The sequence below is a fragment of the Methanothermobacter thermautotrophicus str. Delta H genome (assembly GCF_000008645.1).
Classification (GTDB): domain Archaea; phylum Methanobacteriota; class Methanobacteria; order Methanobacteriales; family Methanothermobacteraceae; genus Methanothermobacter; species Methanothermobacter thermautotrophicus.
Genome location: NC_000916.1, coordinates 95679 through 121098, shown reverse-complemented (window position 1 = coordinate 121098; position 25420 = coordinate 95679). Strand labels below are relative to the sequence as shown.

The window sequence follows — 25420 nt, the reverse complement described above, 5'->3', positions numbered from 1 at the left end:
ACAACTTAAATTTTGCCATTACCCCTGAATCAGAGTCGGTGCCTGCTCATCAAGTTATGATTTTCAGACCCTCCAAGACCCACAGGAATACCCTCAAATCACAGATCATCAGACCCTCCGACGGTAAGGAACAACTCCAAAGGTTAACCTGAACCTGGTCCCATCCTCCCCGGAAACCTCGAGGGTCCCGTCAATCTGATCCACAAGGCCCGCCACCAGCCTGAGGCCCAGGGAATCCGAATCTTCAATTATAAAATCAGGGGGAAGACCCACACCATTATCTGTGATGGTGAGTGTGAATTCACCGCCATGTTCCTCCAGTTCTACGCTTATCATTCCACCGGACGTGAAGGCATGCTTGAAGGAGTTGGTGACGAGTTCGTTGATGATGAGACCCAGGGGGATGGCTGTTTCAAGGGGAAGTGTTATGTCACCCACCGCCACCTCAACTTCTATTTCCCCGTTATGGTGGCTGTTAACTATGGAGGAGGTGAGCCTCTCTATGTAGCGCCCCATGTCAATGCTTGTGAGATCCTCTGACTCATAGAGCAGTTCATGGACGAGGGCCATGGACTGGATCCTGCTCTGAAGGTCCCTGAGGGGCGCTGGATCCTCAGCATCATCGAGCTGAAGATTTATGAGACTGGATATTACCTGGAAGTTGTTCTTGACCCTGTGGTGCACCTCCCTGAGGAGGGCCTCCTTCTCCCTGAGCGATGCTCTGAGTTCATCCTCATACTGCTTCCTGAGGGTTATGTCGGTGCAGATGATGACCACCTCCCCGGTTGATAGCTGGTGGAGGTGCACATCAAACCATCCCTCCCCACATTCAACCTCCGGACAATGGATGGCCTCACCGGTCTCCCTGATCTCCTGGAGGGCCCTCCTGATGGGGGAGTTCCAGATCTCAGGGAGTGCCTCCTGAAGATCCATACCCTGGATGGCGGCGCAGGAGACGCCCTCCATCCTCTCGGCTGCCGGGTTCATGGATTTAACCCGGAATCCCTTTCCATCAGATTCAACAGCAATTATGCCGCTCCTCATGTTCCTGAAGAGTTCCCTGAATTTCTCCTTGCTGACGATCAGGGCCTCCTCTGCCAGTTTATGTTCATGTATATCCCTCAAACCGAACACGTAGCCCTCGATATCACCATCAGTCCTGATTGGTCTGTCAACGTATTCCACCCACCTGTAGTTCCCATCGGGCCTTCTTATCCTGAAGGTTGCCCTGTGGCCTTCCCCCCGGGTCAGTATGAGTTTCTTAACCTCCTCCGTGTCATCGGGGTGCAGGTAGTCCATGAAGTCAAGGGCTGACATGCCGGTGAGCATTTCATGATCGTAGCCTGTTATCTTCTTCACCGATGGGCTGAGGTATCTGAAGTTGAAGTCCCTGTCAAATTCTCCAAGACCATCAGCCATGTGTTCTGTCAGGAGCACAAGACGATCCTCCCTCCTCCTCAGCTTTTCCTCCATCTCCAGGATGGGCCGCATATCTGAACCCGTGAAGAGCAGGCCCAGATGTTCACCCCCTGAGCCATGCACATGACCCGCCGATACGATGACCGGGATCCATTCATCCTTACCTCTGAGCCGGGACTCCATGATGGAGCCGGTGCTGAGTTCATCGAATTTAAGGACCTCAGTCACCTTCCTGCCTGAGAATTCCGCTGCCCGACGACCGGTTAGCCTCTCAGTTGCTGGGTTGACGTAGTGTATATTCAGCCCAAGATCTGTGATTATAAGGAAGGTGTTCATGTTCCTCACAATATCCATGGCAGCGTTTAAGGGGCTCAGGATTGGTAAACGGAACCTCATAACACCATAGGCTATGATGGAAACCCCGAGTGCGGCTGAAGGATCTGTGAGTGAAGGTACAGCCATGCCAGCTGCCGGGAGGACGAGATCCGTCAGGACGCCCGCCAGGACAGGTAAGATGAGGCCTGTGAGGAGGTAGTGGGCCTGCGTCCGATCTGAACCCCGGGATGACCTCCAGTGCAGGGCCACAAGTATGATGGCGACTGATGCTATGATGAATCCCCAGATATTTGAGATCTGGTAGGGAAGCGAATTCTCCGCGGCACTGAAGGTCCAGCCCCATGAAGTCATGGTGGGCCCCGCGGTTATAAGATCCGTTGTTAGTTCAAGGGCCGCTATGACCACTGCAGGTGCGTAGATAACTGCAAGGAGTGGCATGGTTGGTCTTCTACCCGTGAAGAGCAGGACCATGTGCAGTATGACCGGGACCACAATGGGCCAGAGGAATCCCATCCTTACCCAGAAGTCGGCCATCATGTAGGACTCTGAAATGTAAAGGCCGAAATCTGTGAGTGAAAGGTAGGCTATCAGTGCTGAGAAAAGGAGGAGTGCCCTGTTAAAGCGGCTTTCAGGGTTCTTGACGAATATGTACACACCCGATACAAGGGCCACCACGAAGGCTGTGATGGATATGATGGCCATTGGATTCATGGGAAAACCCCCACCTACATCACCCCCCGATTTACATCATGCCCCTCTGTGGAGGAACCTGACGCAGCATGTCTGCCCCACTATGTTATTAATTATATCATACATCAGATATAAATTGATGGAATTGATGAAATTCTGGATGGAAACTGATTGAACAGAATACTGGAAAGTGGGTCCTATGAGAATACTGATAGTCTCAGATTTCTTTGTACCGCATTACAATGGAGGAGGGGAGAGGAGATACTTTGAAATTGCCAGGAGACTCGTTGAGAGGGGTCATGTTGTTGATGTGATATCAATGGGGATCCATGGAGTCGGTGAGTATGAAGAGGTCAGCGGTGTAAGGGTGCACCACCTGGGCCCCAGAATAAGGAAACCTCCTCTCAGGGGACCCCTGGATTTCATCAGGTTCATGGCGGCGGCCTTCAGGTGGGTGATGACCCATGACTATGACATCATTGACGCCCAGACGTACGCTCCACTCCTCCCAGCATTCCTTGCCTCCCGGATTCATGGAACACCAATGGTTGCAACCATCCATGATGTGAGTTCCGCCCATGGGGACCAGTGGCTGCAGTCCTCAAAAACAGCCACAATCCTTGAGAGGGTCCTCATGAGGCTCCCCTATGATGGTGTGATCACCGTTAGCCGCAGCACGGCCTCAGCACTCACAGAACTGCATGGGAGGAATCCCGATGGCATCCACATCATCCCCAACGGCGTTGACCCTGAACTCATCGATTCTGTCACCCCGGCGACCGGGAACTACATAATATTCGTTGGACGCCTCGCCCCCCATAAACATGTGGATCACCTCATAGAGGTCTTCAGTAAACTCGTCATAGACTTTCCTGACCTCAGACTCGAAATAATAGGTGATGGTGTGGAGAGGGCCAGACTGAAAGCCATGGTCGATGAGTGCGGCATCAGGGACTCGGTCACATTCCACCATAACCTGAGCTACCCTGAGGTCATATCCAGGATCAGGGGGGCCAGGGTGCTTGTCCTTCCATCCACCAGGGAGGGCTTCGGGATGGTTCTTGCTGAAGCAGGTGCCTGTGGTGTGCCTGCTGTGGCCTACAGGTCCGGTGGAGTTGTTGAGGTCATAGATGACGGTGAAAACGGTTTCCTGGTTGAACCCTGTGACAAGGAGGCCCTCCATGATAAAATAAAACTTTTAATCTCTGATGATGAACTGAGGGACAGGATGGGATCTCAGGGCCGTAAGAAGGTTGAAGAAGAATTCATATGGGATAGGGTTGTTGATGAAGTCGAAAGGACCTACAGTTTCATAATAGCCCGGAAAAATACACCATAAAAATCTCAGAAGTGATCATATGCCAGAAACCTACATCATAACACCCAACCTCAACGGGGTATCCTTCCTCGAGGTGTATTTCAGGTCTCTTCTCAGACAGACCTATGAAGACTTCAGGGTGGTCTTCATTGACAACGGTTCATCGGATGGTTCAGTGGACTTTATAAAGAGTAACTTCAGTGAATACCTCGGTGACAGGATAATATTGATCGAAAACCATGAAAATCTGGGGTTCGCTGCATCAAACAATCAGGGGATCAGGATAGCCCTTGATGACCCCCAATGCAGGTATGTGGTATGCCTCAATAATGACACGGAGGTTCTTCCAGATTTTATAGAGAATCTTATACTGGCGGCCGGAGACGATGAGAGGGTGGGGAGTGTGCAGGCCAGGATGATATGGGGACAGAACAGAAAACTCATAGACTCTGCCGGCCTTGAATACTCCCTGAATGGTCTTGGATTCAACAGGGGCGCATATGAACCAGTTGAAAATTTCAATGAAAGGGCCAGAATCCTGGGTTGCTGTGCCGGTGCCTGTCTCTACAGAAGAGAAGCCCTTGAAGACGTCGAGGTCGACGCTGAATACTTTGATGAGGATTTCTTTGCATACTATGAGGACTTTGATCTGGCACTCAGACTCAGAAGCGCAGGATGGGATTCCCTTTATGCACCCGATGCCACTGTATACCACTACAAGGGGGGTACCAATCCCTTTATAAGTGACTTCACGGTTTACCACAACTGGAGAAATTATACCTGGACCTTCATTAAGAACATGCCAGCTGATCTGCTTTTAATGTGTCTCCCCCTCTTTGTTCTCACAGAAATTATTCAGGTACTTCTGAACATAAAGAGGGGGAAACTCATAATCCTTAGGGCAAAATATGATGCCTACAGGGGGCTGGGAAGGGTTATTCGTAAAAGGAGGGCTTTGAAGAGGGTACCTGAATCAGAAATTAAGGAGTACCTTACAATGAGATGGTCAGTTAAGGTACCCTCCCCTCAGGAAGATTGAAGATTCAGGGATTGCAGCGTCAGAGCCCCGGTATTTGCTTTCCATGATCACCTTCACTCAACGGTCACACACTTTGCAAGGTTCTTTGGCTTGTCAGGGTCCAGTCCACGTTCCACACTCACATGGTAGGAGAGGAGCTGGAGGGGAACGATGTAGACCAGGGGTGATATGACATCATCCACCTCAGGGTCAAGGCCTATGAAGTCATCAGCCTCCTTCCTGAGGGATTCGTCTGAAATACTGCCAACCCCTATGACCCTTGCACCCCTTGCCCTGACCTCCTCAACGTTGCTCAGGGTCTTATCATGGCACGGACCTGGCGGTGAAATCGCAACGACCGGCACCCCATTATCTATCAGGGCCAGGGGTCCGTGCTTGAGTTCCCCTGCTGCGTAGCCCTCACCGTGTATGTAGGTTATCTCCTTGAGCTTCAGGGCACCCTCAAGGGCCGTTGGATAAGCAAATCCTCGGCCTATGAAGAAGAAGTCACTCACGTCACTGCAGGTGGCTGCAAGTTCCTTGATGCCATCCTCATCCTCAAGGGCCCTCTCCATGAACTCAGGAACCCTTTCAAGTCTATCCATGAGCTCGGGTGCGCCCATTGCAGCCACGAGCATGTATATAACTGTTAGCTGACTCACATAGGTCTTGGTTGCAGCCACACCTATCTCGGGTCCTGCCCTTGTGTATAGAACATGCTGGGCCTCCCTTGTTGCCGAGCTCCCAAGTACATTGACTATTGCCAGGGTCTTCGCCCTTGAATTGGCTGCGCGGAGGGCGTTCAGGGTATCCGCTGTTTCACCTGACTGGCTTATGAATATCGCCAGTGTCCTGTCATTCAGGGCCCCTGCTGAGTATCTGAACTCGCTTGCAAGGATCACATCGGTTGGTATGCCCAGGAGGCTCTCAAAGAGGTACTTTCCAACAAGTGATGCGTGGTAGGATGTTCCGCAGGCAACGAAGCAGATCCTTTCAACCTCGCCTATCTCCTCAACCACTCCAAGCACCTCATCCCACTCTGTGAGGGTGTCCCTCACCGCTGAGGGTTCCTCATGTATCTCCTTAAGCATGAAGTGGTCGTAGCCGCCCTTCTCTGCCATGTCAGCGGACCAGTCGATTGAATGGACCTCCTTCTCAACAGTGTTGCCCTCCATGTCGGTGACCCTCAGATCCCCATCAAGTATGACCATCTCACCGTCATCGAGGTATATCACCCTGCTGGTGTGGTTGAGGATGGCTGGCACATCTGAGGCCAGGAAGTATTCACCTTCACCGACACCGACTATGAGGGGGCTCTCCTTTCTCGCCCCCACGATCCTTCCCGGCTCCCTGGAGGATACCGCTGCAATCGCATATGCCCCCCTGAGCTTCCTGAGTGCTGTGGCTGTTGCGGCTTCAAGGTCCATTCCCTCATCCATGTACTTCTCTATGAGGTGTGGTATGACCTCGGTGTCTGTCTCGGACCTGAATATGTGGCCCTCAGATTCAAGTTCCTCCTTAACCTCAAGGTAGTTCTCTATTATCCCGTTGTGTACAACTGCTATCTCGCCACTGCAGTCGGTGTGTGGGTGGGCATTCTCAGCTGTGGGGAGACCATGGGTTGCCCACCTAACATGGGCTATCCCCATAGTGCCTGGTAGATCTGCAAGGTCAAGTTCCGCGTCCACCTCGTCGATTTTGCCGCTGTCCTTCTTTATCCTTATCATGGGGTCTGATGTTGCAATACCAACGGAGTCATAGCCCCTGTACTCCAGTCTCCTGACGCATTCCAGGAGAACCGGGGCTGCACTCCCATCCTTAAGTATACAAGCCACAATGCCACACATTATTTCACCCTAAGAAGCATGAATCTGATTTCGCAAGATTATATAACTGAATCGCAATATAACTCATAATAGAATTTACACCTATATAAGTATTGGAGAGTTGATCAGGATTTCATACTCAAATTCTTTAAAAGTGATAGTATGGATGTGAAGATAGACGGTCCACTGTACAGTGGTAAGGCAAAGGATGTTCTCCTTACAGATGACCCTGAAATCGTTGCCGTTAGGTTCAGGGACGATATAACCGCAGGTGACGGTGAAAAGAAGGACACCCTTGAGATGAAGGGCTACTACAACTCTGTGATCTCAGCAAAGATATTCGAGGTTCTCGAGGAGGCTGGGGTACCGACCCAGTACCTTGAACTTAGGGAACCCGGATGCATCCTTGCAAGGAAACTTGAGATGATACCCATAGAGGTCATAACCCGGAATATAGCAGCGGGGAGCATCGTGAGGAGGTTTCCCTTCACTGAGGGCCAGGAATTCGTACCGCCCCTCATACAGATGGACTACAAGAGTGATGAGCACGGGGACCCCATGCTGAACGATGACATAATCCTCGCACTGGGGATCGCCACCAGGGATGAACTGGAGGAGATAAGGAGGATCACCCTCCACATAAACAGTGTCCTCAGGGACTTCCTGAAGTCAAGGGGACTTATCCTGCCCGACTTCAAACTAGAATTCGGAAGGGACTCCAGTGGCAGGATAAGACTCGGCGACGAGGTTAGCCCAGACACCTGCCGCCTCTGGGACATGGAGACCGGAGAGCCCCTGGACAAGGACATATTCCGCCGTGGAGAGGAGGGTGTTGTTGGCGCCTACAGAAGGGTGGCCAGGATGATACTTGATGATGAGGACATCGAAAGGTGGAATGTTGAACTCTGAGGTGATGGAATGAAGTTTATGGTCGAGGTCAGAATAAGGCTAAAGAAGGGCATGCTGAACCCTGAGGCAGCCACAATTGAGAGGGCACTGGCTCTCCTTGGATATGAGGTTGAGGACACCGATACAACTGATGTTATAACCTTCACCATGGATGAGGACAGTCTTGAGGCCGTTGAGAGGGAGGTTGAGGACATGTGTCAGCGCCTCCTCTGCAACCCGGTCATCCATGACTATGATGTCAGTATAAACGAGATGGAAGGCTGAACCATGAGGGTGGGAGTTATAAGGTTTCCGGGATCCAACTGTGACCGTGACGTCCACCATGTCCTTGAACTGGCAGGGGCGGAACCTGAGTATGTCTGGTGGAACCAGCGCAACCTTGATCACCTCGACGCCGTCGTGATCCCGGGGGGTTTCTCCTACGGGGACTACCTCCGTGCAGGTGCAATCGCAGCCATAACCCCTGTCATGGACGCTGTCAGGGAACTTGTGAGGGAGGAAAAACCTGTACTTGGCATATGCAATGGCGCCCAGATACTGGCAGAGGTTGGGCTTGTGCCAGGGGTCTTCACCGTAAACGAGCACCCAAAATTCAACTGCCAGTGGACCGAACTCAGGGTTAAAACAACCAGGACGCCATTCACAGGTCTCTTCAAGAAGGACGAGGTTATAAGGATGCCTGTGGCACATGCCGAGGGCAGGTACTACCACGACAATATCAGTGAGGTATGGGAAAACGATCAGGTCGTCCTCCAGTTCCATGGGGAAAACCCCAACGGTTCACTGGACGGTATAACCGGGGTCTGCGATGAATCAGGCCTTGTATGCGCAGTGATGCCCCACCCTGAGAGGGCATCCGAGGAGATACTGGGATCCGTGGATGGCTTCAAATTCTTCAGGGGCATCCTGAAGTTTAGAGGGTGATGCTCATGGTGGTCTATCTTGTTGGGGCAGGACCCGGGGACCCTGAACTCATAACACTCAAGGCGATAAGGGTCCTTGAAGGGGCAGACGTGGTGATCTATGACCGGCTTGCAGGTGAAGAGATACTCAGATACGCACCTGATGACGCCAGGCTCATATACGTCGGTAAGAGGGCAGGTGAACACCACAGGACCCAGGACGAGATAAACAGAATACTCGTTGAGGAAGGAAAAAAACATGAGACCGTTGTGAGGCTCAAGGGCGGCGACCCCTTCGTATTTGGAAGGGGTGGTGAGGAGATCCTGGCCCTGAAGGAAGCCGGCATCCCCTACAGGGTCATCCCCGGAGTGACATCGGCTGTTGGTGTCCCCACATCAGTCGGGCTTCCTGTAACCCACAGGGGCGTTGCAACATCCTTCACGGTGGTTACAGGCCACGAGGACCCATCAAAGCCCGCTAAGCAGGTCCACTGGGACTACAATGCAGATACGCTCATAATACTCATGGGTGTTGGCAACATAAGGGAGAACATGGAGGAGATCATGAAGCACCGCCCCGCCGACACCCCGGTATGTGTGATTGAGAGCGGTACGCTGGATGATGAGAGGATAATCCTCGGGACACTTGGAGACATCGCAGATAAGGACCTGAGGCCTCCCGGCATCATAGTGGTGGGTGATGTTGTCAATGTCTACCGTGAAATTAGAGGGACTGAGAAATAGGACCGTGGCCGTGACACGGCCCCCTGAAAGATCTGCAGAGGCTGTTGAACTGATAGAGGGGGCAGGTGGAAGGGCCCTCGTGGCCCCGACCCTTGAATTAAAGGAGGCGCACACAGAATCCCTCAGGGAAGTCTGCCGGAGGGCTGATGAATGGGATCTTGTAATATTCACGTCACAGGCCGCCGTTGAATCCCTCTTCCAGCTCTGCAGAGAATTTGCAGGGAAAATCAGGAAGGACTGCCTGGTGGCAGTTATAGGTCCCAGGACCGCCAGAGTGGCCGGTGAGCATGGACTCCGGGTCGATATCGTCCCGGAGGATTATACTGCCGAGGGCCTCCTGGATGCCCTCACCGGTCTCAACATTGAGGGCTGGAAGGTGGCTCTCCCAAGGACACTCTCTGCAAGGAAGGTCCTTCCCCGAGGACTTGAGATGATGGGTGCAGAGGTCCTCGTGGCCGAGGCCTACAGATCCGGTTTACCTGAAGACACCGGCCCCGCAGAGGAGCTTATAGATGGTCTCCTGGATGGAAAGGTGGATGCAGTCACCTTCACAAGCCCCCTCACTGTTGAGAACCTCTTCAAAATCGCCGGTAACCGGCGTAAAGAGCTCATAGAGGTTCTGAAGAGGGTTAAGGTGGCTGCAATAGGCCCCATAACCCTCAGGAAGCTGGAGGAGCATGGAATCACCGCCGTGACACCCGAAAGGTACACCGTGAAGGATATGATAGCTGCGCTCGCAGTTAGCATGGGTGAAGATGTGGACTGACAGAATGAACGAAACCAGGAGGAGTGAACTTGATCATATGGCCCACTTATCTTGATTCAAGAAAATCACGGAGTGAGGGTCGCAGGGTGCCCCTCGAGTATGCTGTTGAATCCCCGACCGCCAGTGAGATACTCAGGGCTGCCAGGAAGCTCCAGCTGGAGGCCAGTATGGAATCAGACAGGGCATACCCACCGTCCTGGTGGGAGTCCTCAGGAAGGGTTGTTGTGGAATACAATGGTAAAAAGAGCGAACTCCTTCCAAAAATTGCAAGACTTGTGAGGTCCTCAAGGAAGAGATGATGCCATGGCTATGGGTATGGATGAACTGAGATTGCCCTCAGAAGGGCCAGGGAGATGGTTGAATCCTCTGAAACAGTCACGGTCTACAGTCACACTGACTGTGATGGTATAACAGCCGCGACGGTGCTCAGCAAGGTCCTTGAAAGGCTCGATATGGACCATGAGGTGAGGATCATAAACATCAACGAGGTCCCTGAAGTTGAACTTTCCTCTGACCTCACCATCTTCAGCGACCTTGGATCCGGTCAGAGAGTCCATGAGAACCTTAAATCAAACTCAAGGGTTCTCATACTGGACCACCACCCCCCTGTGAGGAAGATGAACTTCACAGCCCCCAGCGGGGATTTCCTGGAGATAAACCCCATATTCTATGGGATGGACGGCTCAACACATGTCTCAGGCGGGGGACTCACCTACCTCCTTGCAAGGGAATTCGGCTACAGGGACCTCAGCTGGATGGGTCTCCTTGCAGCGGTGGGTGACATGCAGAACATCACCCTCGGTAAAATGGAAGGCCTGAACAGGGATATCCTCCAGGACAGCGTCAGTGAGGGTCAGATCGAGTGCCAGAGTGACCTGACAATCTATGGTAGACATACAAGGCCTCTGGTTAATGCGCTCTCCTATTTTGGGGATGTAACTCTCCCGACAACAAACAACACCAATGAGTGCATTGCAAGGCTCAAAAACCTTGGAATACCCCTCAAAAATGGGGAATCACAGCGAAAACTCTGTGACCTTACGGATGATGAGAAGAGGAAACTCTTCAACGAGATATACCGCATGATGGTCAGTGAAGTCCCTGAAAGATATCACAGATACCTTCCAAGGCTTATCCTCGGCGAGGTCTATGAGCTCAGCTCCGAGGAGAGGTACACTGTTTTCAGGGATCTGTCTGAGTTCTCAACGGCGGTGAACGCCTGTAACCGCAACTCAAGGTGGAAGCTTGCAATGGAGATAATCGGAGGGGACCGGAAAGGGAAAAGGGATGAACTGGAGGATGTGCTCAGGGATCACAGGACCTACCTTGCAGTTACACTCGACGAGATAATGGATGAGGAACTGATAAGGGACATGGAGAACCTCCAGTACTTCCATGCTCCGGGAGTGAACACAGCCGTTGTGGGCACGGTCGCAGGCATGCTCCTTGGCTACGGTGACTGGAGGAGGCCCATGATTGGACTGGGAGAAACCGCTGATGGACTCAAGGTTTCGCTGCGATGCTCACGGCTCCTGGCCTTCGACGGCATACACTTCGGCTCCATAATGAGGAGGGTCGCTGAGAAGGTGGGTGGAAGCGGAGGGGGCCATGCAACTGCCTGCGGCGCCTACATACCCTCAGAGCGTGAGAGAGAATTCCTCGAACTCCTTGATAGGGCCATAAAGAATGTGAAGGTGAATGGATGAAGGCATTGAGAAAAAAGGGTGAACTTACACGCTTTCAGATACTTAGTGAGATAGCCATGCGTCAGCCCTATGTGAGGCAGAAGGACATAGCAGATAAGCTCGGAGTAACTGTCCAGGCAGTCTCTGAGAACATCAAGAGCCTCATAGCCGAGGGCCTGGTTGAGTCCGGAAGCGGTAGGTCCCACTACAAGATAACAAGGAGGGGTGCTGAGAAGATCAAGGAGGCCGCCATGGACCTTCGAAGGTACGCAGATGAGGTGCTTGAATCCATGAGCTTCTACAGGTCTGTGTGGCCGGCCATAGCCTGGGAGGACCTCCAGGAGGGGGATAAGGTTGAACTTTTCATGGAGGATGGTATACTATATGCAAGGAGGAGGAGAAACGGGGAGGCCTATGCAGAGGTACTCCACCCTGCACGGAGGGGTGAGGATGTTGCCCTATCAGAACTCGGGGGGACCATACCACTCCAGCGGGGTAAGGTGACCATAGCCGTGCTGCCAGGAATATCTGAGGGTGGATCAAGGAACGCCGACCTTGAAAGGTTGAGGGAGCTCAGCAGAGGCCATGATAGAACCGGGATAATGGGGACCGTTTCAAGGGCGGCTGCAAATAAACTGAACCTGCAGGTGGATTTTGAGTTCGCAACACCCCACGCAGCACTTGCAGCTGCAAAGAGGGGCCTCAACGTCCTTGTACTTGCAGTTGGTAAAATGAGCAGGAGTATAACAGAAAAACTTGAGAAGGAGGGTGTTGAGTACTCTGTGGAGGACCTCAGGCTCACCCACAAGGAATAAAAATCAATCAGAGGGAATAGACCTCCTCAGGCGGGACCATGCGCACCCCCGCATCCCTCAGTGCACCCTCAAGGGCGTCCAGGTCCTCTGTACTCATGAACAGTATGGCCTTGTCCTTCTTCTCATGTACAAAGGCGTATATGTAGTCAAGGTTCAGGTCGTAGTCCTTCAGCACCTCGAGGATGGATGAAAGGCCCCCTGGCCGGTCATCCATTTCAACCGCAACCACGTCCTTAATTTTAACGACAAAACCCTTATCCTCAAGCACGGCCGCCGCCTCTTGAGGTTCGGGTACTATGAGTCTCAGTATGCCGAATTCGGATGTGTCTGCAAGTGAAAGTGCCCTGAGGTTTATACCTGCCTCTGCAAGTGTGCTGAGGGCCTTCCAGAGCCGGCCCTTCTTATTTTCAAGGAATATAGATATCTGCTTAACCCTCATATTATCACAGCCTCGTCCTTTAAACTAGAGGTTCCTCCTGTCTATCACCCTCACAGTCTTGCCCTCACTCCGGGGTATGGTTCCGGGTTCCACAAGGGTCACCTTGACCCTGAGGCCTATCTCATTCTCTATGAACTCCTCGATGCGGTCCCGGGTCTCCACCATCTTCCGGATATCATCTGAGAAGAGTTCCGGTGATGTTTCAACCCTGACCTCAAGTTCATCCATGAGGTGGGGCCTTGTCACTATTATCTGGTAGTGGGGTTCTATTCCGTCTATGCGGAGTAGCGCCTTCTCTATCTGTGATGGGAACACTGATACCCCGCGGACCTTGAGCATATCGTCAACCCTGCCTGTGATCCTTGAGATCCTTGCAAGGGTCCTGCCGCAGTTGCAGGGGTCATAGTCTATGGAGGTTATGTCCTTGGTCCTGAACCTTATAACAGGCATCCCCACCCTCGTCAGTGTTGTGATCACAAGTTCACCCCTTTCCCCTGGGCCGAGCCTCTCACCGTTCTTATCTATTATCTCAGGGTAGAAGTGGTCCTCTGCAATGTGGAGTCCCTTCTTCTCACTGCACTCCATTGCAACACCTGGCCCCATTATCTCTGTCAGGCCGTATATGTTGAAGGCCGGTGCATTGAATCTTCTCTCGATCTCAGCCCTCATCTCCTCGGTCCACATCTCGGCTCCGAAGCCTATTGCCTTTATCCTGGACTCTTCAGGGTTGAATCCTTCTTCACGTGCTATTTCAGAAAGGTAGAGACCGTAGGATGGTGTGAATATCATGACTGTTGTTCCGAAGTCCTTCATTATCTCTATCTGCCTTCTTGTCTGCCCCGTTGATATGGGTATGACCGTGGCCCCGATCTTCTGGGCCCCGTAGTGGACACCGAAGCCCCCTGTGAAAAGTCCGTAGCCGTGGGTGTTCTGGATTACATCATCCTCGGTGAGGCCCATCATGGTAAGGCCCCTTGCCATGACCTCACTCCATATTTCAATGTCCTCCCTGGTGTAGCCTGAGACCACCGGCTTGCCTGTTGTCCCTGATGATGTGTGAACCTCAACTATCTCCCTGCGTGGCACTGCGAACATCCCGAAGGGGTAGACCCTCCTCAGGTCGTCCTTTGTTGTGTAGGGGAGTTTTTCTATATCGTCAAGGGTCTCTATATCCTCGGGGTAAACCTCCACCCTTTCAAAGGCCTCCCTGTAGTAGGGTACATTCTCATAGGCCCTCTTCACGGTATCCTGTAGTCTCCTGAGCTGCAGTTCCTCCAGTTCATCCCTTGATATGCATTCCATTTCCCTATTCCAGATCATCAGAATCATTCCCGGATCAGTGTAACTCTTAATGATTTATGATGCTTTAAAAATAAATGTTACCCCGGTATTTGGACCAGGAGAAACTCCATGGAAGATGATGATTTAAAAAAAATAAGGGCCGCCTCTAATCTGACTCAAGGTGATGATTTAAAAAAAATAAGGGCCGCCTCTGATCTGACTCAAGGAAAATCATTTGAAAAAAAGATAAGAGAGGATGATCTCCTGTGATTACTGGTTAGAGGATATCCTCGAAGCGTTTTTCAACTTCCTTCCAGTTAACTATGTTCCAGAATGCCTCAACGTAGTCTGGTCTCACGTTCCTGTAGTCAATGTAGTAGGCGTGTTCCCATACATCGAGGACCAGGAGTATCCTGAAGTGTGGTATGACGTTGACGTTGTGTTTCTCGACCTGCATTATGAAGAGCCTGTCTGTCCTCTGGCAGTAGGTGAGTACCGCCCATCCTGAACCCTCTGCACTTATTGCTGCCTGTGAGAACTCCTTCCTGAATCTTTCAAAGCTTCCAAAGTCCTTCTCTATGTACTCTGCGAGTTTTCCTGAGGGTTCTCCTCCGCATTCATCTGCGGGTCCCATGTTACCCCAGAAGAAGAGGTGAAGCACGTAGCCCCCAACATGGAAGGAGAGCTCCTTGAGGGCTGCCTTGATGTCAACGTCTGTGTCTGATTCCCTTGCCTCATCCAGTTTCCTGAGGAGTGCGTTGGCACCATCCACGTATGCCTGGTGGTGTTTCTGGTGGTGTATGGTGAGCTGCTCCCGGGATATGTGTGGTTCAAGGGCGTCGTATGGGTACGGGAGCTCAGGTAGCTCATAGAATTTTTTCTCCAAATCATTCACCCCCTACTTTGGGTGCATAGCCACCAGTCATAGCATTCATATTCATCCTTCCTCTTTCTCGCGGTTTCAATATCAGATGCGGGAGGCACTATCACATGGTCACCGATGAGCTGGTTATCGGGCCAGTTGGCTGGTGCTGCAACCCCCTCAGCATCTATGACCCTGAAGGCACGTATCATCCTCACGATTTCCGGGATGTTCCTTCCAAGTTCCTGTGGATAGTATAGGATGGCCCTTATTATCCCCTCCGGGTCCACCACAAAGACTGCCCTGACGGTGTTTGTGGGTCTTGCCGGGTGGATGAGTCCCAGGGTGTCCGCCACCCGTCCGGTATCTGCTATCACCGGGAACTCTATCTCTGTGTCAAGGTTCTCGGCTATCCACTCGATCCACTTGATGTGGGAGAATACCTGGTCAACACTGAGGCCCACGAGTTCACAGTCAAGTTCCCGGAGTTCCGGGTATACCTCCTGAAAGGCCACGAACTCCGTTGTGCAGACCGGTGTGAAGTCTGCAGGGTGGCTGAAGAGGATGAACCATTTGCCCTCAAATTCATCCGGGAGTTCCATCGGTCCATGGGTCGTCTGGACCTCCATCTCCGGGAATTTATCCCCTATGAGGGGCATTCCCCTTCCCTTTTTCTTTATCTTTCTGAGTTCGTATACCTTCTCCCCCATAGCTCATTCCCCCTTATCTGCGGGTGGATTGTAGACCCTCTTTGCCAGTTCTGCATCCAGCATGAGGAGTCCGCTGGGTGAGTCTGATGCGAGGCGCACCCTCTGGAGAAGGCTCCCTGCTGATTCCTCCTCCTCAACCTGCTCTGCAACGAACCACTGGAGGAAGTTGTTGGTTGCATGATCCCTCTCTGAGATGGCGAGGTCCACAAGGTCATTTATGAGTCCTGTGACCTTCTTCTCATGTTCAAGGACATGCTTGGCCACCTCAAGTGGTGATTCCCACTCAAATGGTGGTTTCTCTATCTCATCCAGTACGACCCTTGCACCCCTCTGCACAAGGTAGTCGTAGAATTTCATTGCGTGTGAAAGCTCCTCCTGGGCCTGTACACGCATCCAGTTTGCGAATCCAGGAAGATCGGAGGCCTCGTAGTAGGCTGCCATTGAAAGGTAGAGATATGCTGAGTAGAGCTCAGCATTTAGCTGCCTGTTTAGCGCCTCCTGCATCCTTTCACTTACCATTCATTCACCCCCTTTATCTTCATGGCAAGTTCATCCACCCTCTGAAGGTCCTCCTCCACCGGGAGACCCTTCACAAGGACGGATTCAAGGTATTCGACATTCAGATTTGACAGGAGCTTCCTGACCTCGGATTCTATCAGGCTGCCCCATCCATAGGATCCCATGACCGCAACATGCCTTAAGGGTGGTCTCAGGGCGTTTACGAGGTAGAGGACTGATGCTATGGCTGGATGTGGTCTTGTGAGTACCGTCGGGGATGCCACGACAAGCACGGATGCGTCGACGAGTTCCGTCAGGAATTCCCCTGTGTCATGTTCTGCAACGTTCACCGGTCTCACACTCACATCAAGTTCCATGAGTTTCTCTGTGAGTCTCTCAACCATGACCCTGGTGCTTCCATGCATGGTGGTGTAGGCGATGACCACTCCATCCCCGCCTGAGGTCCAGGTATCATAGGCGTCCATTATGAGCCCGGGTTCAGATATGACCGGGCCATGTGATGGTGCTATCATGGATACTTCAAGCTCTGAGATCTTCCTGAGGTTTGATGCCACCATCTGGCTGAAGGGCATCATTATGTGGGCGTAGTACCTCTTTGCCTCCCTCAGGAAGTCATCTGGTGTCTCCATGATGTCTGATGTTGCAATGTGTGATCCGAAGAAGTCGCATGTAAAGAGTATGCCATCCTCCTCAAGGTAGGTTACCATGGTATCTGGCCAGTGAACCCATGGTGTTACGATGAATCTCAGTGTCCTGTCACCCAGGGAGAGGCTTTCACCGTCCTTAACCTCCCTGAAGTTCCCGTTGATCCTCAGAAGCTCCTGCAGAAGTTCTATGCATGCAGGTGTCCCGATGACCTCTGCCTCAGGGTAGATTTCAAGGAGTTCGGGTATGGTGCCTGAGTGATCCTGTTCTGCATGCTGTGATACTATGTATTTTATATCTGCGTCCATCTCCTCAAGGGTCCTGAGGAGTTCGGCTGCCCTTGATGGCTCCGTGGTGTCAATGAGGGCTGTGGCGCTGGTTCCAGAGATCAGGTAGGAGTTGTAACTTGTACCCCTCGGGAGGGTTACAAGTTCATCGAAGGTCCTTCTGTCCCAGTCGATGGTGCCTGTGTAGTAAACCCCATCAGCAATCCTTTTTGCTGTCATCTAATCCATCTTCTTGAACTGGTCCTTTCCAACCCCGCAGACCGGGCATACCCAGTCGTCCGGGAGGTCCTCGAAGGGTGTTCCTGCCTCTATGCCTGAAACAGGGTCTCCCTCCTCAGGGTCGTAGATGTATCCGCACATCTGACAAACATATTTGTCCATTCATTCACCTCTCAATCCAGTGGTTTGAACATCTTCTTCTTTGCACCGCATGAGGGGCACCTCCAGGTCTCCGGGAGGTCCTCAAATGGTGTTCCGGGTGGTGTGTCCGTCCGGGGCTCGCCCTTCTCGGGGTCGTAGATGTATCCGCATACACGGCACTTGTATCTCTTCATGGCTGATACCTCTGATTTTATGGCTGCCACGCTATATCTTTATTACTCTCCTAAAATTTAAAATTATCTATAAAATTCACTGCGAAAGCTTTATAGTGTTGAGAGACCCGGCATACATCTGATAATTTGTTTAATGGGCTGCCATAGGAGCAGGGTACCTGCTGATAAAAAGAAGATCTGAAGCAAAGAATAATATACGTCCAGATTAATCTCAAAAAAATAATATCTGCAGGACCCGGAGGTCCTTAAAAAAGAGTTTTACTGGTCGAGGTACTTCATTCTGAATACATTGAATCCAACAACGCATCCCACAAAGCCCATCCTAATGTATGGGCTTACGGGTGCATAGAGGGCGATTAAGAGTATCAGAACACCCACGAGGCTGTGGGTTAGAAGGTTCTTCCAGTCTGTAAGGTAGGACTTTATACCACTGAACACCCTTTTCAACCTAACACCTCTCTGATATATCAAATTTTGATATATCAGATTATTATATACTTCCATATATACCTTTCTAACCAGGGGTGAAAAAATTATCATTTCACCAGGAGGACCGGAACATCCACAGTCTTGAGGGTTGTCTCAGCAACACTCCCCATCAGCAGTTTCTCAAGGCCTGACCTCCCATGGGATGCGATAACCACAAGATCAGCCCCTGTCTTCTCTGTGATCTTCTTCATGTCATGGGCCGGGCTGCCGAAGACAAGTACCTCATCAACCTGGACACCAGCCTCACGCCCCTTCCTCTGAACAGACGCCAGTATCTCCTTACCTTCATCCTCAAGGACATCAAAGGGGTATATCAGCTTCTCATCGATGACATGGACTGCAATCACCACGGAACCCAGACGCCCTGCGAGTTCTATGGCCATATCCTCTGCCCTTGCAGCGTACTCTGAGCCATCCGTTGGAACCATTATCTTTTCAAACATGAAACCACCTACTCAACATGCCTCACATGATCACCTACGACAAACTTGTTTCCGCCCACATGGAGGACAGGCTTCACAGACTCAACATCAAGGAGGCCTTCCTTCACAGCTCCAGACCGCACCGATGCGCTCACCACAGACCCTGTTATAAGGTTATGGTCCCCCACCTCAAACATCCGGAGGAGTTCACATTCAAGGTGCCCCGGGGCCTCAACGATTCTTGGAGGCTTCACCCTCCTGGAAGAGGTCCAGGCAAGACCCGCAGCCTCGAGTTCATTCTCCCCTGCTGGAATGTCCCTGGCGGTGACCCACATCCGTTCAATTATATCTGCAGGTGTTATATTTATAACAAATTCATGTGTGCTCTCAATGTTTCTGGCTGTGTGGTGGTCTGGCGCCGATGCAAAGGCAACAACCGGCGGGTCAATTGAGACCGGCATTGTGAATGAGAAGGGGGCTGCGTTGATGTTACCCTCCTCATCCACGGTTGTTACCATAACCGTCGGTCTGGGTGTCAGTATCCTGTGGGCGCTTTCAACCGGAAAATCCTCAAAATCCATGGACATCACCCCTTAACCCTCTGAAGGTATCTTGCATGACTCCTCTCAACAAATTCATCACAGAGTTCACCTGGTTCACCATCCATCACAATCCTTCCATCCTCAACCATCACGGCCCTGGTGCTGAGCTCCCTTATGAAGTCAACATGGTGGCTCACCATTATGATGGTTGTCCCGAACTCCATGTTGATCCTCTTGAGGGAGTTGGAGACCATGCGCAGTGTGATTGGGTCCAGGTCCCCGAAGGGCTCATCCAGTATCAGTACATCGGGCCTCGATGCGAGTACAAGGGCAAGGGTCGCCCTCACCCTCTCGCCGCCTGATAGCTCATAGGACCTCCTGTCAAGTATACTCAGGGGAAGGTCAAGGGCCCTGAATATGGGCTCAGCATACCTCTTAACCTCACTGTCAGGGAAGCTTGGGAAGAGCTCCTCAAGTATCTCAGGTGAGAGGCCCAGCTTCTCCAGACGGTACCGTGCCTCGGTCTCAGGAAGATCAGTGAGCTGGTAAAGGACATCGAGGACCATGTCACTTATTCCGAGTTCATCGGCCCTCTTCTTTGCCTCCGCAACAACATGTTCTCCCTTAACACCAAGCCTTGAGGCGATCTGACTCCTTATGGTTGCATGGTGCACGAGGGCGAACTCCTGGTGCATGAACCCCATCTTTCGCCTTATTCCCATCCTCTTAACGCCAGGCTCATGCATGTTGACCCATTCACTGTTGAGGCGGAACTCCACTGTACCCTCATCAGGTAGATCCAGACCCCCTATCATCCTGAGGAGGACTGTCTTACCTGCTCCGCTGGGGCCTATTATGGACACCATCTCCCCCTCAGCTATATCGAGGTTAACATCACTCATCTCCAGGACAGCTCCACCCTTGAGGAGTACGAACCTCTTCCCGAGACCACGGACCCTGAGTATCTCCTTCCCTCTGGCCCCCGGAGTGTATTCAACAGGGGGTTCGATGTCCTCAAGGAACCTTCCTATAATGGATGAGGGTTCGCCCTCATCAACTATGCGGCCCCCATCCATGAGCACCACCCTGTCGGCCAGGTACTCATGGACCTCCGGGAGGTGGGATACAAGGACCACGGTGACACCGAGTTCCCTGTTTATGTTCTTTATGGCGTCCAGTATCTCCTGCTTGGTCCTCGGGCAGGACATGGTTGCCGGTTCATCAAGTAGAAGGACCCGGGGTTTCTTTGCAAGCTGCCTTGCCATTATGAGCCTCTGTTTTTCACCCCCGCTCAGTACCGGGGCGAAGTGGTCAGCCTTGTGTTCAAGTCCAACAACCCTCAGGAGCTCCATTGCATCCTCACCGAATTCATCAGAGGCATAGTCAAAGTCTGTCATGGACTCATCACCATACCTTGTAGCGTAGAGCTTCCTTATAACGTTCTCAAGGGCTGTCTCTGCCCAGAGACCAAAGGACCTCTGCAGGTGAATGGCTGTCTTCTTCTTCAGCTTAGAGAAATAGTACTGGCTGGAATCAGCTTCAACTGTTACATCATCAAGGGTGATCCTCCCTGAATCAAAGGGTTCCACACCCCTCAGTATCCTCAGGAGGGTTGTCTTACCTGATCCACTCATGCCCAGAATTCCGAGTATTTCACCCTCGGCCACCTCAAGGTTAACATCAGAAAGTGCCCTGAATTCGTCTCCATTCTCCAGTTTATAGGTCTTTGTCAGGTTCTCTACCCTTATCATTGTATCACCTGCCCATCTCCTCTGGCAGTGTCCATGAACTGCAGACTGCCATTGAATGATCCACAATCGCCACCGGCTCCATGAATATATACTAGAAGCACCATAGTTCTAATAGTTTTACTGACATAATAACTTTATGCGGTGATGACAATGAGGGGATTGCTGGTTGGAAGGATGCAACCATTTCACAGGGGCCACCTGCAGGTCATAAAGAGCATACTCGAGGAGGTCGATGAACTCATAATATGTATTGGCAGTGCACAGCTGAGCCACAGCATCCGCGATCCATTCACAGCAGGTGAGAGGGTCATGATGCTCACCAAGGCCCTGAGTGAAAACGGGATCCCTGCATCACGCTACTACATCATCCCTGTCCAGGACATAGAGTGCAACGCCCTCTGGGTGGGCCACATAAAGATGCTCACACCACCCTTTGACAGGGTCTACAGCGGGAACCCACTCGTGCAGAGGCTATTCAGTGAGGATGGCTACGAGGTTACAGCCCCGCCACTCTTCTACCGTGACAGGTACTCCGGGACAGAGGTTAGGCGAAGGATGCTGGATGATGGGGACTGGCGTTCCCTCCTCCCTGAATCTGTGGTGGAAGTTATAGATGAGATCAATGGCGTTGAAAGGATAAAACACCTTGCAAAAAAGGAGGTCAGTGAACTTGGAGGGATATCATGATTGTACGGGTAACCGATGAGAAGGAGGCCTACCGGATGGAGGACCTCATAGAAAACCTCAAGAAAAGCCCATACCTTGATGAATGCGGGGCCATATTCACCTTCGAGGGTATTGTTCGTGGTGTGGATGATAAGAGGATAGATAAGCTGGTACTCACAACACCCGACACTGAGAGGGCTCAGATTGAGCTTGAGGGTATTGTGGAGGATGTCAGGAGGAAGTACCCGGTAAGGGACGTTGCCGTGGTCCACTATCTCGGTGAGTTCTACACCTCAGAGACACTCTTCATGGTGGCTGTGGCCGGTCCGCATCGTGAGGAGACACTGAAGGCCCTCAGTGAGATAATTGAGAGGACAAAGCATGAAATTGAATTTAAGAAGGAGGAGTACACCGACAGCGGTAAGAATATCATAATGTCAGGCGGCTGAAAAAAATCAGGACAGAAACCTCCTGGAACAGATTAACGGGGCAAGACATGAAATTCATAAGGGACAGCGTCCATGGAAACCTGAAACTGAGTGAGTTCGAGGTCAGGATAGTTGACACGCCACAGTTCCAGCGCCTCAGGCGCATAAAGCAGCTCGGATTCACCAGCCTCATATACCCCGGTGCAAACCATTCAAGGTTCGAACACTCCATAGGTGCCATGTACCTTGCATCACGACTTGCAGAGCACCTCGGTCTTGGCCATGAAAAGAAGAGGGTCCTGAGGCTGTGCGCCCTCCTCCACGACGTTGGGCACGGCCCATTCTCCCATGTATCCGAGGGTGTCCTTGAGATGTCCCATGAGAGCCTCACAAGGGAGCTGATAAGAAAATCCATCCTTGGGGACATAATATCCGAGGAGTTCGACCTCAGGCAGGTTATGAGGATACTCAGGGGTGAGGGAGTCCTTGGCCAGGCCATCAGCGGGGAGCTGGATGTTGACAGGATGGACTACCTCCTCAGGGACTCCCACTACACAGGTGTGGCCTACGGTATAATCGACGTTGAAAGGCTGATATACAACATGAAGATGGAGAACGACCTTGTACTCGACAGGAAGGGCGTCCAGGCAGCCGAATCCGCCCTCCTTGCAAGGTACTTCATGTACCCCAGCGTATACCAGCACCACACCACCAGGATCGTGAACTCCATGTTCAGGAGGTGCCTCAGGAGCCTCATATCAGGTGGCGTCCTGGACGCGTCCAGGATCTACAGGTACGACGACATGGACCTCATCGTCATGTGCAGGAACCAGGAGGGCCTTGCAGGTGATATGATGAGGAGGCTTGATAACAGGGACCTCCTCAAGACCGTTGACTCGGTGAAGCTCAATGAACTTGAGGACCCTGATAGGGTCTTCAGGATAACGGAGGCAGAGATACAGAGGGCTGAGGAGGAGATAGCAGAGGACATGGGCCTCGACCCCGACTACGTGGTGGTGAATCTACCCGAGTACCCTGCCTTTGATGAGATGAGGACCCAGGTCTCTGTTGGTGACTCAATTGTAAACCTGAGCCACATTTCAAGCCTCGTCGGGGCCCTGAAGGAGGCCAGGTTCAATCATGCAGATATCTGTGTCTATGTTCCCGGGGAGTTTGCAGGGTCCTTCAGGGACTTCAGCCTCCATGACTACATGGACCTCCCTGAGAGAAGGCCCTCCCATCCAAGGCAGCTGCGCCTAACAGTCCCGGACTACCTCCGGTTCAGATGATCTTCTGAATGTTACCCACATGAATGAAGGTGATTAAAATGATAATACTTGCCATGACAGGTGCGAGTGGTGTTATCTATGGTGAGAGGATCCTGAAGGCCCTCAGAGGGGCTGGAGTGAGGATTGGACTCATGATAACCGACACCGCACGTGAGATAATAAGATATGAACTTGGGATTGAACCAGGGGCCCTTGAGGAACTGGCAGATGAGTGCTTCGATGCCAGTGACTTCACAACATCCATAAACAGCGGATCATCCCCCTTCAGGGCAATGGTCATCGCTCCCTGCACAATGAAGACCCTCTCTGCCATAGCCAACGGATATGCTGAGAATTCCCTTACAAGGGCTGCAGATGTCTGCCTGAAGGAGAGAAGGGATCTTGTCCTCGTCCCAAGGGAAACCCCGTTGAGGAGTGTCCATCTTGAAAACATGCTCAGGGTCTCAAGGGAGGGTGGGATAATACTCCCTGCCATGCCAGGTTTCTACCATAAACCCGCCAGCATAGAGGATATGGCGGACTTCATAGCTGGAAAGGTCCTTGATGTACTTGGAATAGAGAACGACCTCTTCAGAAGGTGGACAGGTAAGGATATCTAACCGCATTAAGATTTGATGACCTGATACCCGACGATGAGTTCAACGATGATGGAATAACCCCCCAGTAAAGGTGATGACTTGATACCCGACGATGAGTTCATAAAGAACCCCTCAGTCCCGGGCCCAACCGCCATGGAAGTGAGATGCCTCATCATGTGCCTTGCAGAGCCCGGTAAAAATGATGTTGCCGTTGATGTGGGCTGTGGAACCGGTGGAGTGACCCTAGAACTTGCAGGGAGGGTCAGAAGGGTCTATGCAATCGACAGGAACCCTGAAGCCATCTCAACAACTGAAATGAACCTCCAGAGGCATGGCCTTGGAGATAATGTAACACTGATGGAGGGTGATGCCCCTGAGGCCCTCTGTAAGATCCCTGACATCGACATTGCAGTTGTGGGTGGTAGCGGGGGTGAACTGCAGGAGATCCTCAGGATTATAAAGGATAAGTTGAAGCCCGGTGGCAGGATAATCGTGACGGCGATACTCCTTGAGACGAAGTTTGAGGCAATGGAGTGCCTCAGGGACCTTGGATTTGATGTGAACATCACTGAACTCAACATAGCAAGGGGCCGTGCACTTGATAGAGGCACCATGATGGTCTCAAGGAACCCTGTTGCACTGATATACACTGGGGTATCCCATGAAAACAAAGATTAACTGGAAAGCAACCCAGATACAGGGGGTATCCAATGAAGACAAAAATTAACTGGAGAGTAAAACTGGCGCTTCTTCTGGTACTTGTATCAGCATCCATATACTTCATTTTATATCTGATATTCCATAAACCTGAAACAGAGCTCTTCTACATTGGTATAGACCTTGCATTCGTGCCCCTGGAGATACTTATAGTGGTGATAGTTGTTGAGGCCGCTATATCCCGAAGGGAACTCTCTGAGAGGCTTGAAAAGCTCAACATAGTCATAGGTGCATTCTTCAGTGAAACCGGTACAGAGTTCCTGAGGGAGGTGTCCCCCTTTGAATCAAACACACCGTTCATTGCATCCAGACTGATCATGGATACCTCCTGGAGCAGTGATGATTTCAGAAAAATAATTGATGAGTTCAATGGTCTGGACTTCAGTTTTGAGCTTGGATCAGAGGAGAGCATTGAACTCCTGCATTACCTTAGGGAGTTTCTCGTATCAAGGAGGAAGTTCCTCCTTGGGCTCCTGGAAAATCCTAATCTACTTGAACATGAGAGTTTCACAGATATGCTCTGGGCCGTGTTCCATCTGATGGAGGAGCTCGAGGCCAGGGAGGATATCACCTCCCTCCCGCCTTCAGACTATGAACACCTTGCAGGTGACCTTACGAGGGCCTACAGTGCAGTTATCGGGGAGTGGCTTGGCTACATGGAGCACCTGAGTGAGAACTACCCCTACCTATTTTCCCTCGCAGTGAGGAAGAACCCCTTCAACAGGGAGGCGCGGGTGGAGGTCCTCAGTTGAGTTCATGGGAAGAATTCAGTAAAGGGGGCCAGAAAGATTTCATATTTTAATTTAAATTTTT

The 25420-nt window shown here is 51.6% G+C and carries 31 protein-coding genes; 17 read left to right on the top strand and 14 right to left on the bottom strand.

Annotated elements, in window-relative coordinates:
- Nucleotides 1–108 precede the first annotated feature (108 nt).
- Nucleotides 109–2466 (bottom strand): PAS domain S-box protein, encoded by a 2358-nt coding sequence (locus tag MTH_RS00795; RefSeq protein WP_010875813.1) that lies wholly within the window; start codon nucleotides 2464–2466, stop codon nucleotides 109–111.
- A 178-nt stretch (nucleotides 2467–2644) separates the two neighbouring features.
- On the opposite strand from MTH_RS00795, the gene MTH_RS00790 reads away from it, so the two are divergent.
- Both MTH_RS00790 and MTH_RS00785 read left to right on the top strand, forming a co-directional pair.
- The gene (locus tag MTH_RS00790; RefSeq protein WP_048060762.1) at nucleotides 2645–3784 is read left to right on the top strand and encodes a glycosyltransferase family 4 protein; all 1140 of its coding nucleotides are present in this window, start codon (nucleotides 2645–2647) and stop codon (nucleotides 3782–3784) included.
- A 19-nt stretch (nucleotides 3785–3803) separates the two neighbouring features.
- Nucleotides 3804–4802: a glycosyltransferase family 2 protein gene (locus tag MTH_RS00785; RefSeq protein ID WP_010875811.1), complete on the top strand. Its 999-nt coding sequence runs from the start codon at nucleotides 3804–3806 to the stop codon at nucleotides 4800–4802.
- 53 nt (nucleotides 4803–4855) lie between these two features.
- Here MTH_RS00785 and glmS read toward each other — a convergent pair whose 3' ends face one another.
- Nucleotides 4856–6628, bottom strand: a complete 1773-nt coding sequence (glmS, locus tag MTH_RS00780; RefSeq protein ID WP_010875810.1) for a glutamine--fructose-6-phosphate transaminase (isomerizing) — start codon at nucleotides 6626–6628, stop codon at nucleotides 4856–4858.
- Between the two features lie 141 nt (nucleotides 6629–6769).
- Here glmS and purC point away from each other — a divergent pair, with 141 nt between their 5' ends.
- From purC to MTH_RS00740, 8 genes are read left to right on the top strand one after another with little or no spacing between them, the layout of a single operon-like run.
- Nucleotides 6770–7516 carry a phosphoribosylaminoimidazolesuccinocarboxamide synthase gene (gene purC, locus MTH_RS00775; protein WP_010875809.1) on the top strand — a complete coding sequence of 249 codons (747 nt, stop codon included), beginning with the start codon at nucleotides 6770–6772 and terminating at the stop codon, nucleotides 7514–7516.
- Between the two features lie 9 nt (nucleotides 7517–7525).
- The gene (purS, locus tag MTH_RS00770) at nucleotides 7526–7780 is read left to right on the top strand and encodes a phosphoribosylformylglycinamidine synthase subunit PurS (protein ID WP_010875808.1); all 255 of its coding nucleotides are present in this window, start codon (nucleotides 7526–7528) and stop codon (nucleotides 7778–7780) included.
- Nucleotides 7781–7783: 3 nt separating this feature from the next.
- On the top strand, nucleotides 7784–8440 hold the full coding sequence (gene purQ, locus MTH_RS00765; RefSeq protein ID WP_010875807.1) for a phosphoribosylformylglycinamidine synthase subunit PurQ: 657 nt from the start codon (nucleotides 7784–7786) through the stop codon (nucleotides 8438–8440).
- Between the two features lie 5 nt (nucleotides 8441–8445).
- Nucleotides 8446–9162, top strand: a complete 717-nt coding sequence (cobA, locus tag MTH_RS00760; RefSeq protein WP_048060761.1) for a uroporphyrinogen-III C-methyltransferase — start codon at nucleotides 8446–8448, stop codon at nucleotides 9160–9162.
- Nucleotides 9128–9928 (top strand): uroporphyrinogen-III synthase, encoded by an 801-nt coding sequence (locus tag MTH_RS00755; protein ID WP_048060760.1) that lies wholly within the window; start codon nucleotides 9128–9130, stop codon nucleotides 9926–9928. The genes cobA and MTH_RS00755 overlap by 35 nt, the downstream gene beginning before the upstream one ends.
- 23 nt (nucleotides 9929–9951) lie before the next feature.
- The gene (locus MTH_RS00750) at nucleotides 9952–10227 is read left to right on the top strand and encodes a signal recognition particle subunit SRP19/SEC65 family protein (protein WP_010875804.1); all 276 of its coding nucleotides are present in this window, start codon (nucleotides 9952–9954) and stop codon (nucleotides 10225–10227) included.
- A gap of 54 nt (nucleotides 10228–10281) precedes the next feature.
- Nucleotides 10282–11634, top strand: a complete 1353-nt coding sequence (gene recJ, locus MTH_RS00745; protein ID WP_010875803.1) for a single-stranded-DNA-specific exonuclease RecJ — start codon at nucleotides 10282–10284, stop codon at nucleotides 11632–11634.
- Nucleotides 11631–12428 carry a MarR family transcriptional regulator gene (locus tag MTH_RS00740; protein WP_010875802.1) on the top strand — a complete coding sequence of 266 codons (798 nt, stop codon included), beginning with the start codon at nucleotides 11631–11633 and terminating at the stop codon, nucleotides 12426–12428. Before recJ ends, MTH_RS00740 begins: the two co-directional genes overlap by 4 nt.
- Before the next feature lie 7 nt (nucleotides 12429–12435).
- Here MTH_RS00740 and MTH_RS00735 read toward each other — a convergent pair whose 3' ends face one another.
- Nucleotides 12436–12867, bottom strand: coding sequence for an ACT domain-containing protein (locus MTH_RS00735; RefSeq protein WP_010875801.1), 432 nt, complete (start codon nucleotides 12865–12867; stop codon nucleotides 12436–12438).
- 24 nt (nucleotides 12868–12891) lie between these two features.
- The gene (locus tag MTH_RS00730) at nucleotides 12892–14187 is read right to left on the bottom strand and encodes a phenylacetate--CoA ligase family protein (RefSeq protein WP_048060759.1); all 1296 of its coding nucleotides are present in this window, start codon (nucleotides 14185–14187) and stop codon (nucleotides 12892–12894) included.
- A 90-nt stretch (nucleotides 14188–14277) separates the two neighbouring features.
- Here MTH_RS00730 and MTH_RS09715 point away from each other — a divergent pair, with 90 nt between their 5' ends.
- A complete protein-coding gene (locus MTH_RS09715) occupies nucleotides 14278–14418 on the top strand; it encodes a hypothetical protein (protein WP_158296314.1) in 141 nt (46 codons plus the stop codon).
- Nucleotides 14419–14425: 7 nt separating this feature from the next.
- Here MTH_RS09715 and MTH_RS00725 read toward each other — a convergent pair whose 3' ends face one another.
- From MTH_RS00725 to MTH_RS00680, 10 genes are all read right to left on the bottom strand, one after another.
- Complete coding sequence (locus MTH_RS00725) at nucleotides 14426–15034, bottom strand: superoxide dismutase (protein WP_048060758.1); 609 nt, start codon at nucleotides 15032–15034, stop codon at nucleotides 14426–14428.
- A gap of 5 nt (nucleotides 15035–15039) precedes the next feature.
- Nucleotides 15040–15720: a peroxiredoxin gene (locus tag MTH_RS00720; protein WP_010875798.1), complete on the bottom strand. Its 681-nt coding sequence runs from the start codon at nucleotides 15718–15720 to the stop codon at nucleotides 15040–15042.
- Between the two features lie 3 nt (nucleotides 15721–15723).
- Nucleotides 15724–16239, bottom strand: a complete 516-nt coding sequence (locus tag MTH_RS00715) for a ferritin (RefSeq protein ID WP_010875797.1) — start codon at nucleotides 16237–16239, stop codon at nucleotides 15724–15726.
- Complete coding sequence (locus MTH_RS00710) at nucleotides 16233–17390, bottom strand: FprA family A-type flavoprotein (protein WP_010875796.1); 1158 nt, start codon at nucleotides 17388–17390, stop codon at nucleotides 16233–16235. The genes MTH_RS00715 and MTH_RS00710 overlap by 7 nt, the downstream gene beginning before the upstream one ends.
- A complete protein-coding gene (rd, locus tag MTH_RS00705) occupies nucleotides 17391–17552 on the bottom strand; it encodes a rubredoxin (protein WP_010875795.1) in 162 nt (53 codons plus the stop codon). It lies immediately after the preceding gene.
- Between the two features lie 11 nt (nucleotides 17553–17563).
- Nucleotides 17564–17725, bottom strand: coding sequence for a rubredoxin (locus MTH_RS00700; protein ID WP_013295425.1), 162 nt, complete (start codon nucleotides 17723–17725; stop codon nucleotides 17564–17566).
- Nucleotides 17726–17983: 258 nt separating this feature from the next.
- The gene (locus tag MTH_RS00695; protein ID WP_238374266.1) at nucleotides 17984–18163 is read right to left on the bottom strand and encodes a hypothetical protein; all 180 of its coding nucleotides are present in this window, start codon (nucleotides 18161–18163) and stop codon (nucleotides 17984–17986) included.
- Nucleotides 18164–18261: 98 nt separating this feature from the next.
- Complete coding sequence (locus tag MTH_RS00690) at nucleotides 18262–18657, bottom strand: universal stress protein (RefSeq protein WP_010875792.1); 396 nt, start codon at nucleotides 18655–18657, stop codon at nucleotides 18262–18264.
- 8 nt (nucleotides 18658–18665) lie between these two features.
- A complete protein-coding gene (locus MTH_RS00685) occupies nucleotides 18666–19217 on the bottom strand; it encodes a flavin reductase family protein (protein WP_048060756.1) in 552 nt (183 codons plus the stop codon).
- Between the two features lie 5 nt (nucleotides 19218–19222).
- Nucleotides 19223–20929: an ABC transporter ATP-binding protein gene (locus MTH_RS00680; protein ID WP_048060755.1), complete on the bottom strand. Its 1707-nt coding sequence runs from the start codon at nucleotides 20927–20929 to the stop codon at nucleotides 19223–19225.
- Between the two features lie 150 nt (nucleotides 20930–21079).
- On the opposite strand from MTH_RS00680, the gene MTH_RS00675 reads away from it, so the two are divergent.
- The 6 genes from MTH_RS00675 to MTH_RS00650 all read left to right on the top strand — a co-directional run bounded on the left by MTH_RS00675 (nucleotide 21080) and on the right by MTH_RS00650 (nucleotide 25359).
- Nucleotides 21080–21616: a nicotinamide-nucleotide adenylyltransferase gene (locus tag MTH_RS00675; RefSeq protein WP_048060754.1), complete on the top strand. Its 537-nt coding sequence runs from the start codon at nucleotides 21080–21082 to the stop codon at nucleotides 21614–21616.
- Nucleotides 21613–22044, top strand: coding sequence for a molybdopterin synthase catalytic subunit (locus MTH_RS00670; RefSeq protein WP_010875788.1), 432 nt, complete (start codon nucleotides 21613–21615; stop codon nucleotides 22042–22044). The genes MTH_RS00675 and MTH_RS00670 overlap by 4 nt, the downstream gene beginning before the upstream one ends.
- A 47-nt stretch (nucleotides 22045–22091) precedes the next feature.
- The gene (locus MTH_RS00665; protein WP_010875787.1) at nucleotides 22092–23312 is read left to right on the top strand and encodes an HD domain-containing protein; all 1221 of its coding nucleotides are present in this window, start codon (nucleotides 22092–22094) and stop codon (nucleotides 23310–23312) included.
- A 38-nt stretch (nucleotides 23313–23350) separates the two neighbouring features.
- Nucleotides 23351–23911, top strand: a complete 561-nt coding sequence (locus MTH_RS00660) for a UbiX family flavin prenyltransferase (RefSeq protein WP_048060752.1) — start codon at nucleotides 23351–23353, stop codon at nucleotides 23909–23911.
- A gap of 78 nt (nucleotides 23912–23989) precedes the next feature.
- The gene (gene cbiT, locus MTH_RS00655; RefSeq protein ID WP_010875785.1) at nucleotides 23990–24568 is read left to right on the top strand and encodes a precorrin-6Y C5,15-methyltransferase (decarboxylating) subunit CbiT; all 579 of its coding nucleotides are present in this window, start codon (nucleotides 23990–23992) and stop codon (nucleotides 24566–24568) included.
- A gap of 32 nt (nucleotides 24569–24600) precedes the next feature.
- Nucleotides 24601–25359: a hypothetical protein gene (locus MTH_RS00650; RefSeq protein ID WP_010875784.1), complete on the top strand. Its 759-nt coding sequence runs from the start codon at nucleotides 24601–24603 to the stop codon at nucleotides 25357–25359.
- Nucleotides 25360–25420 lie beyond the last annotated feature (61 nt).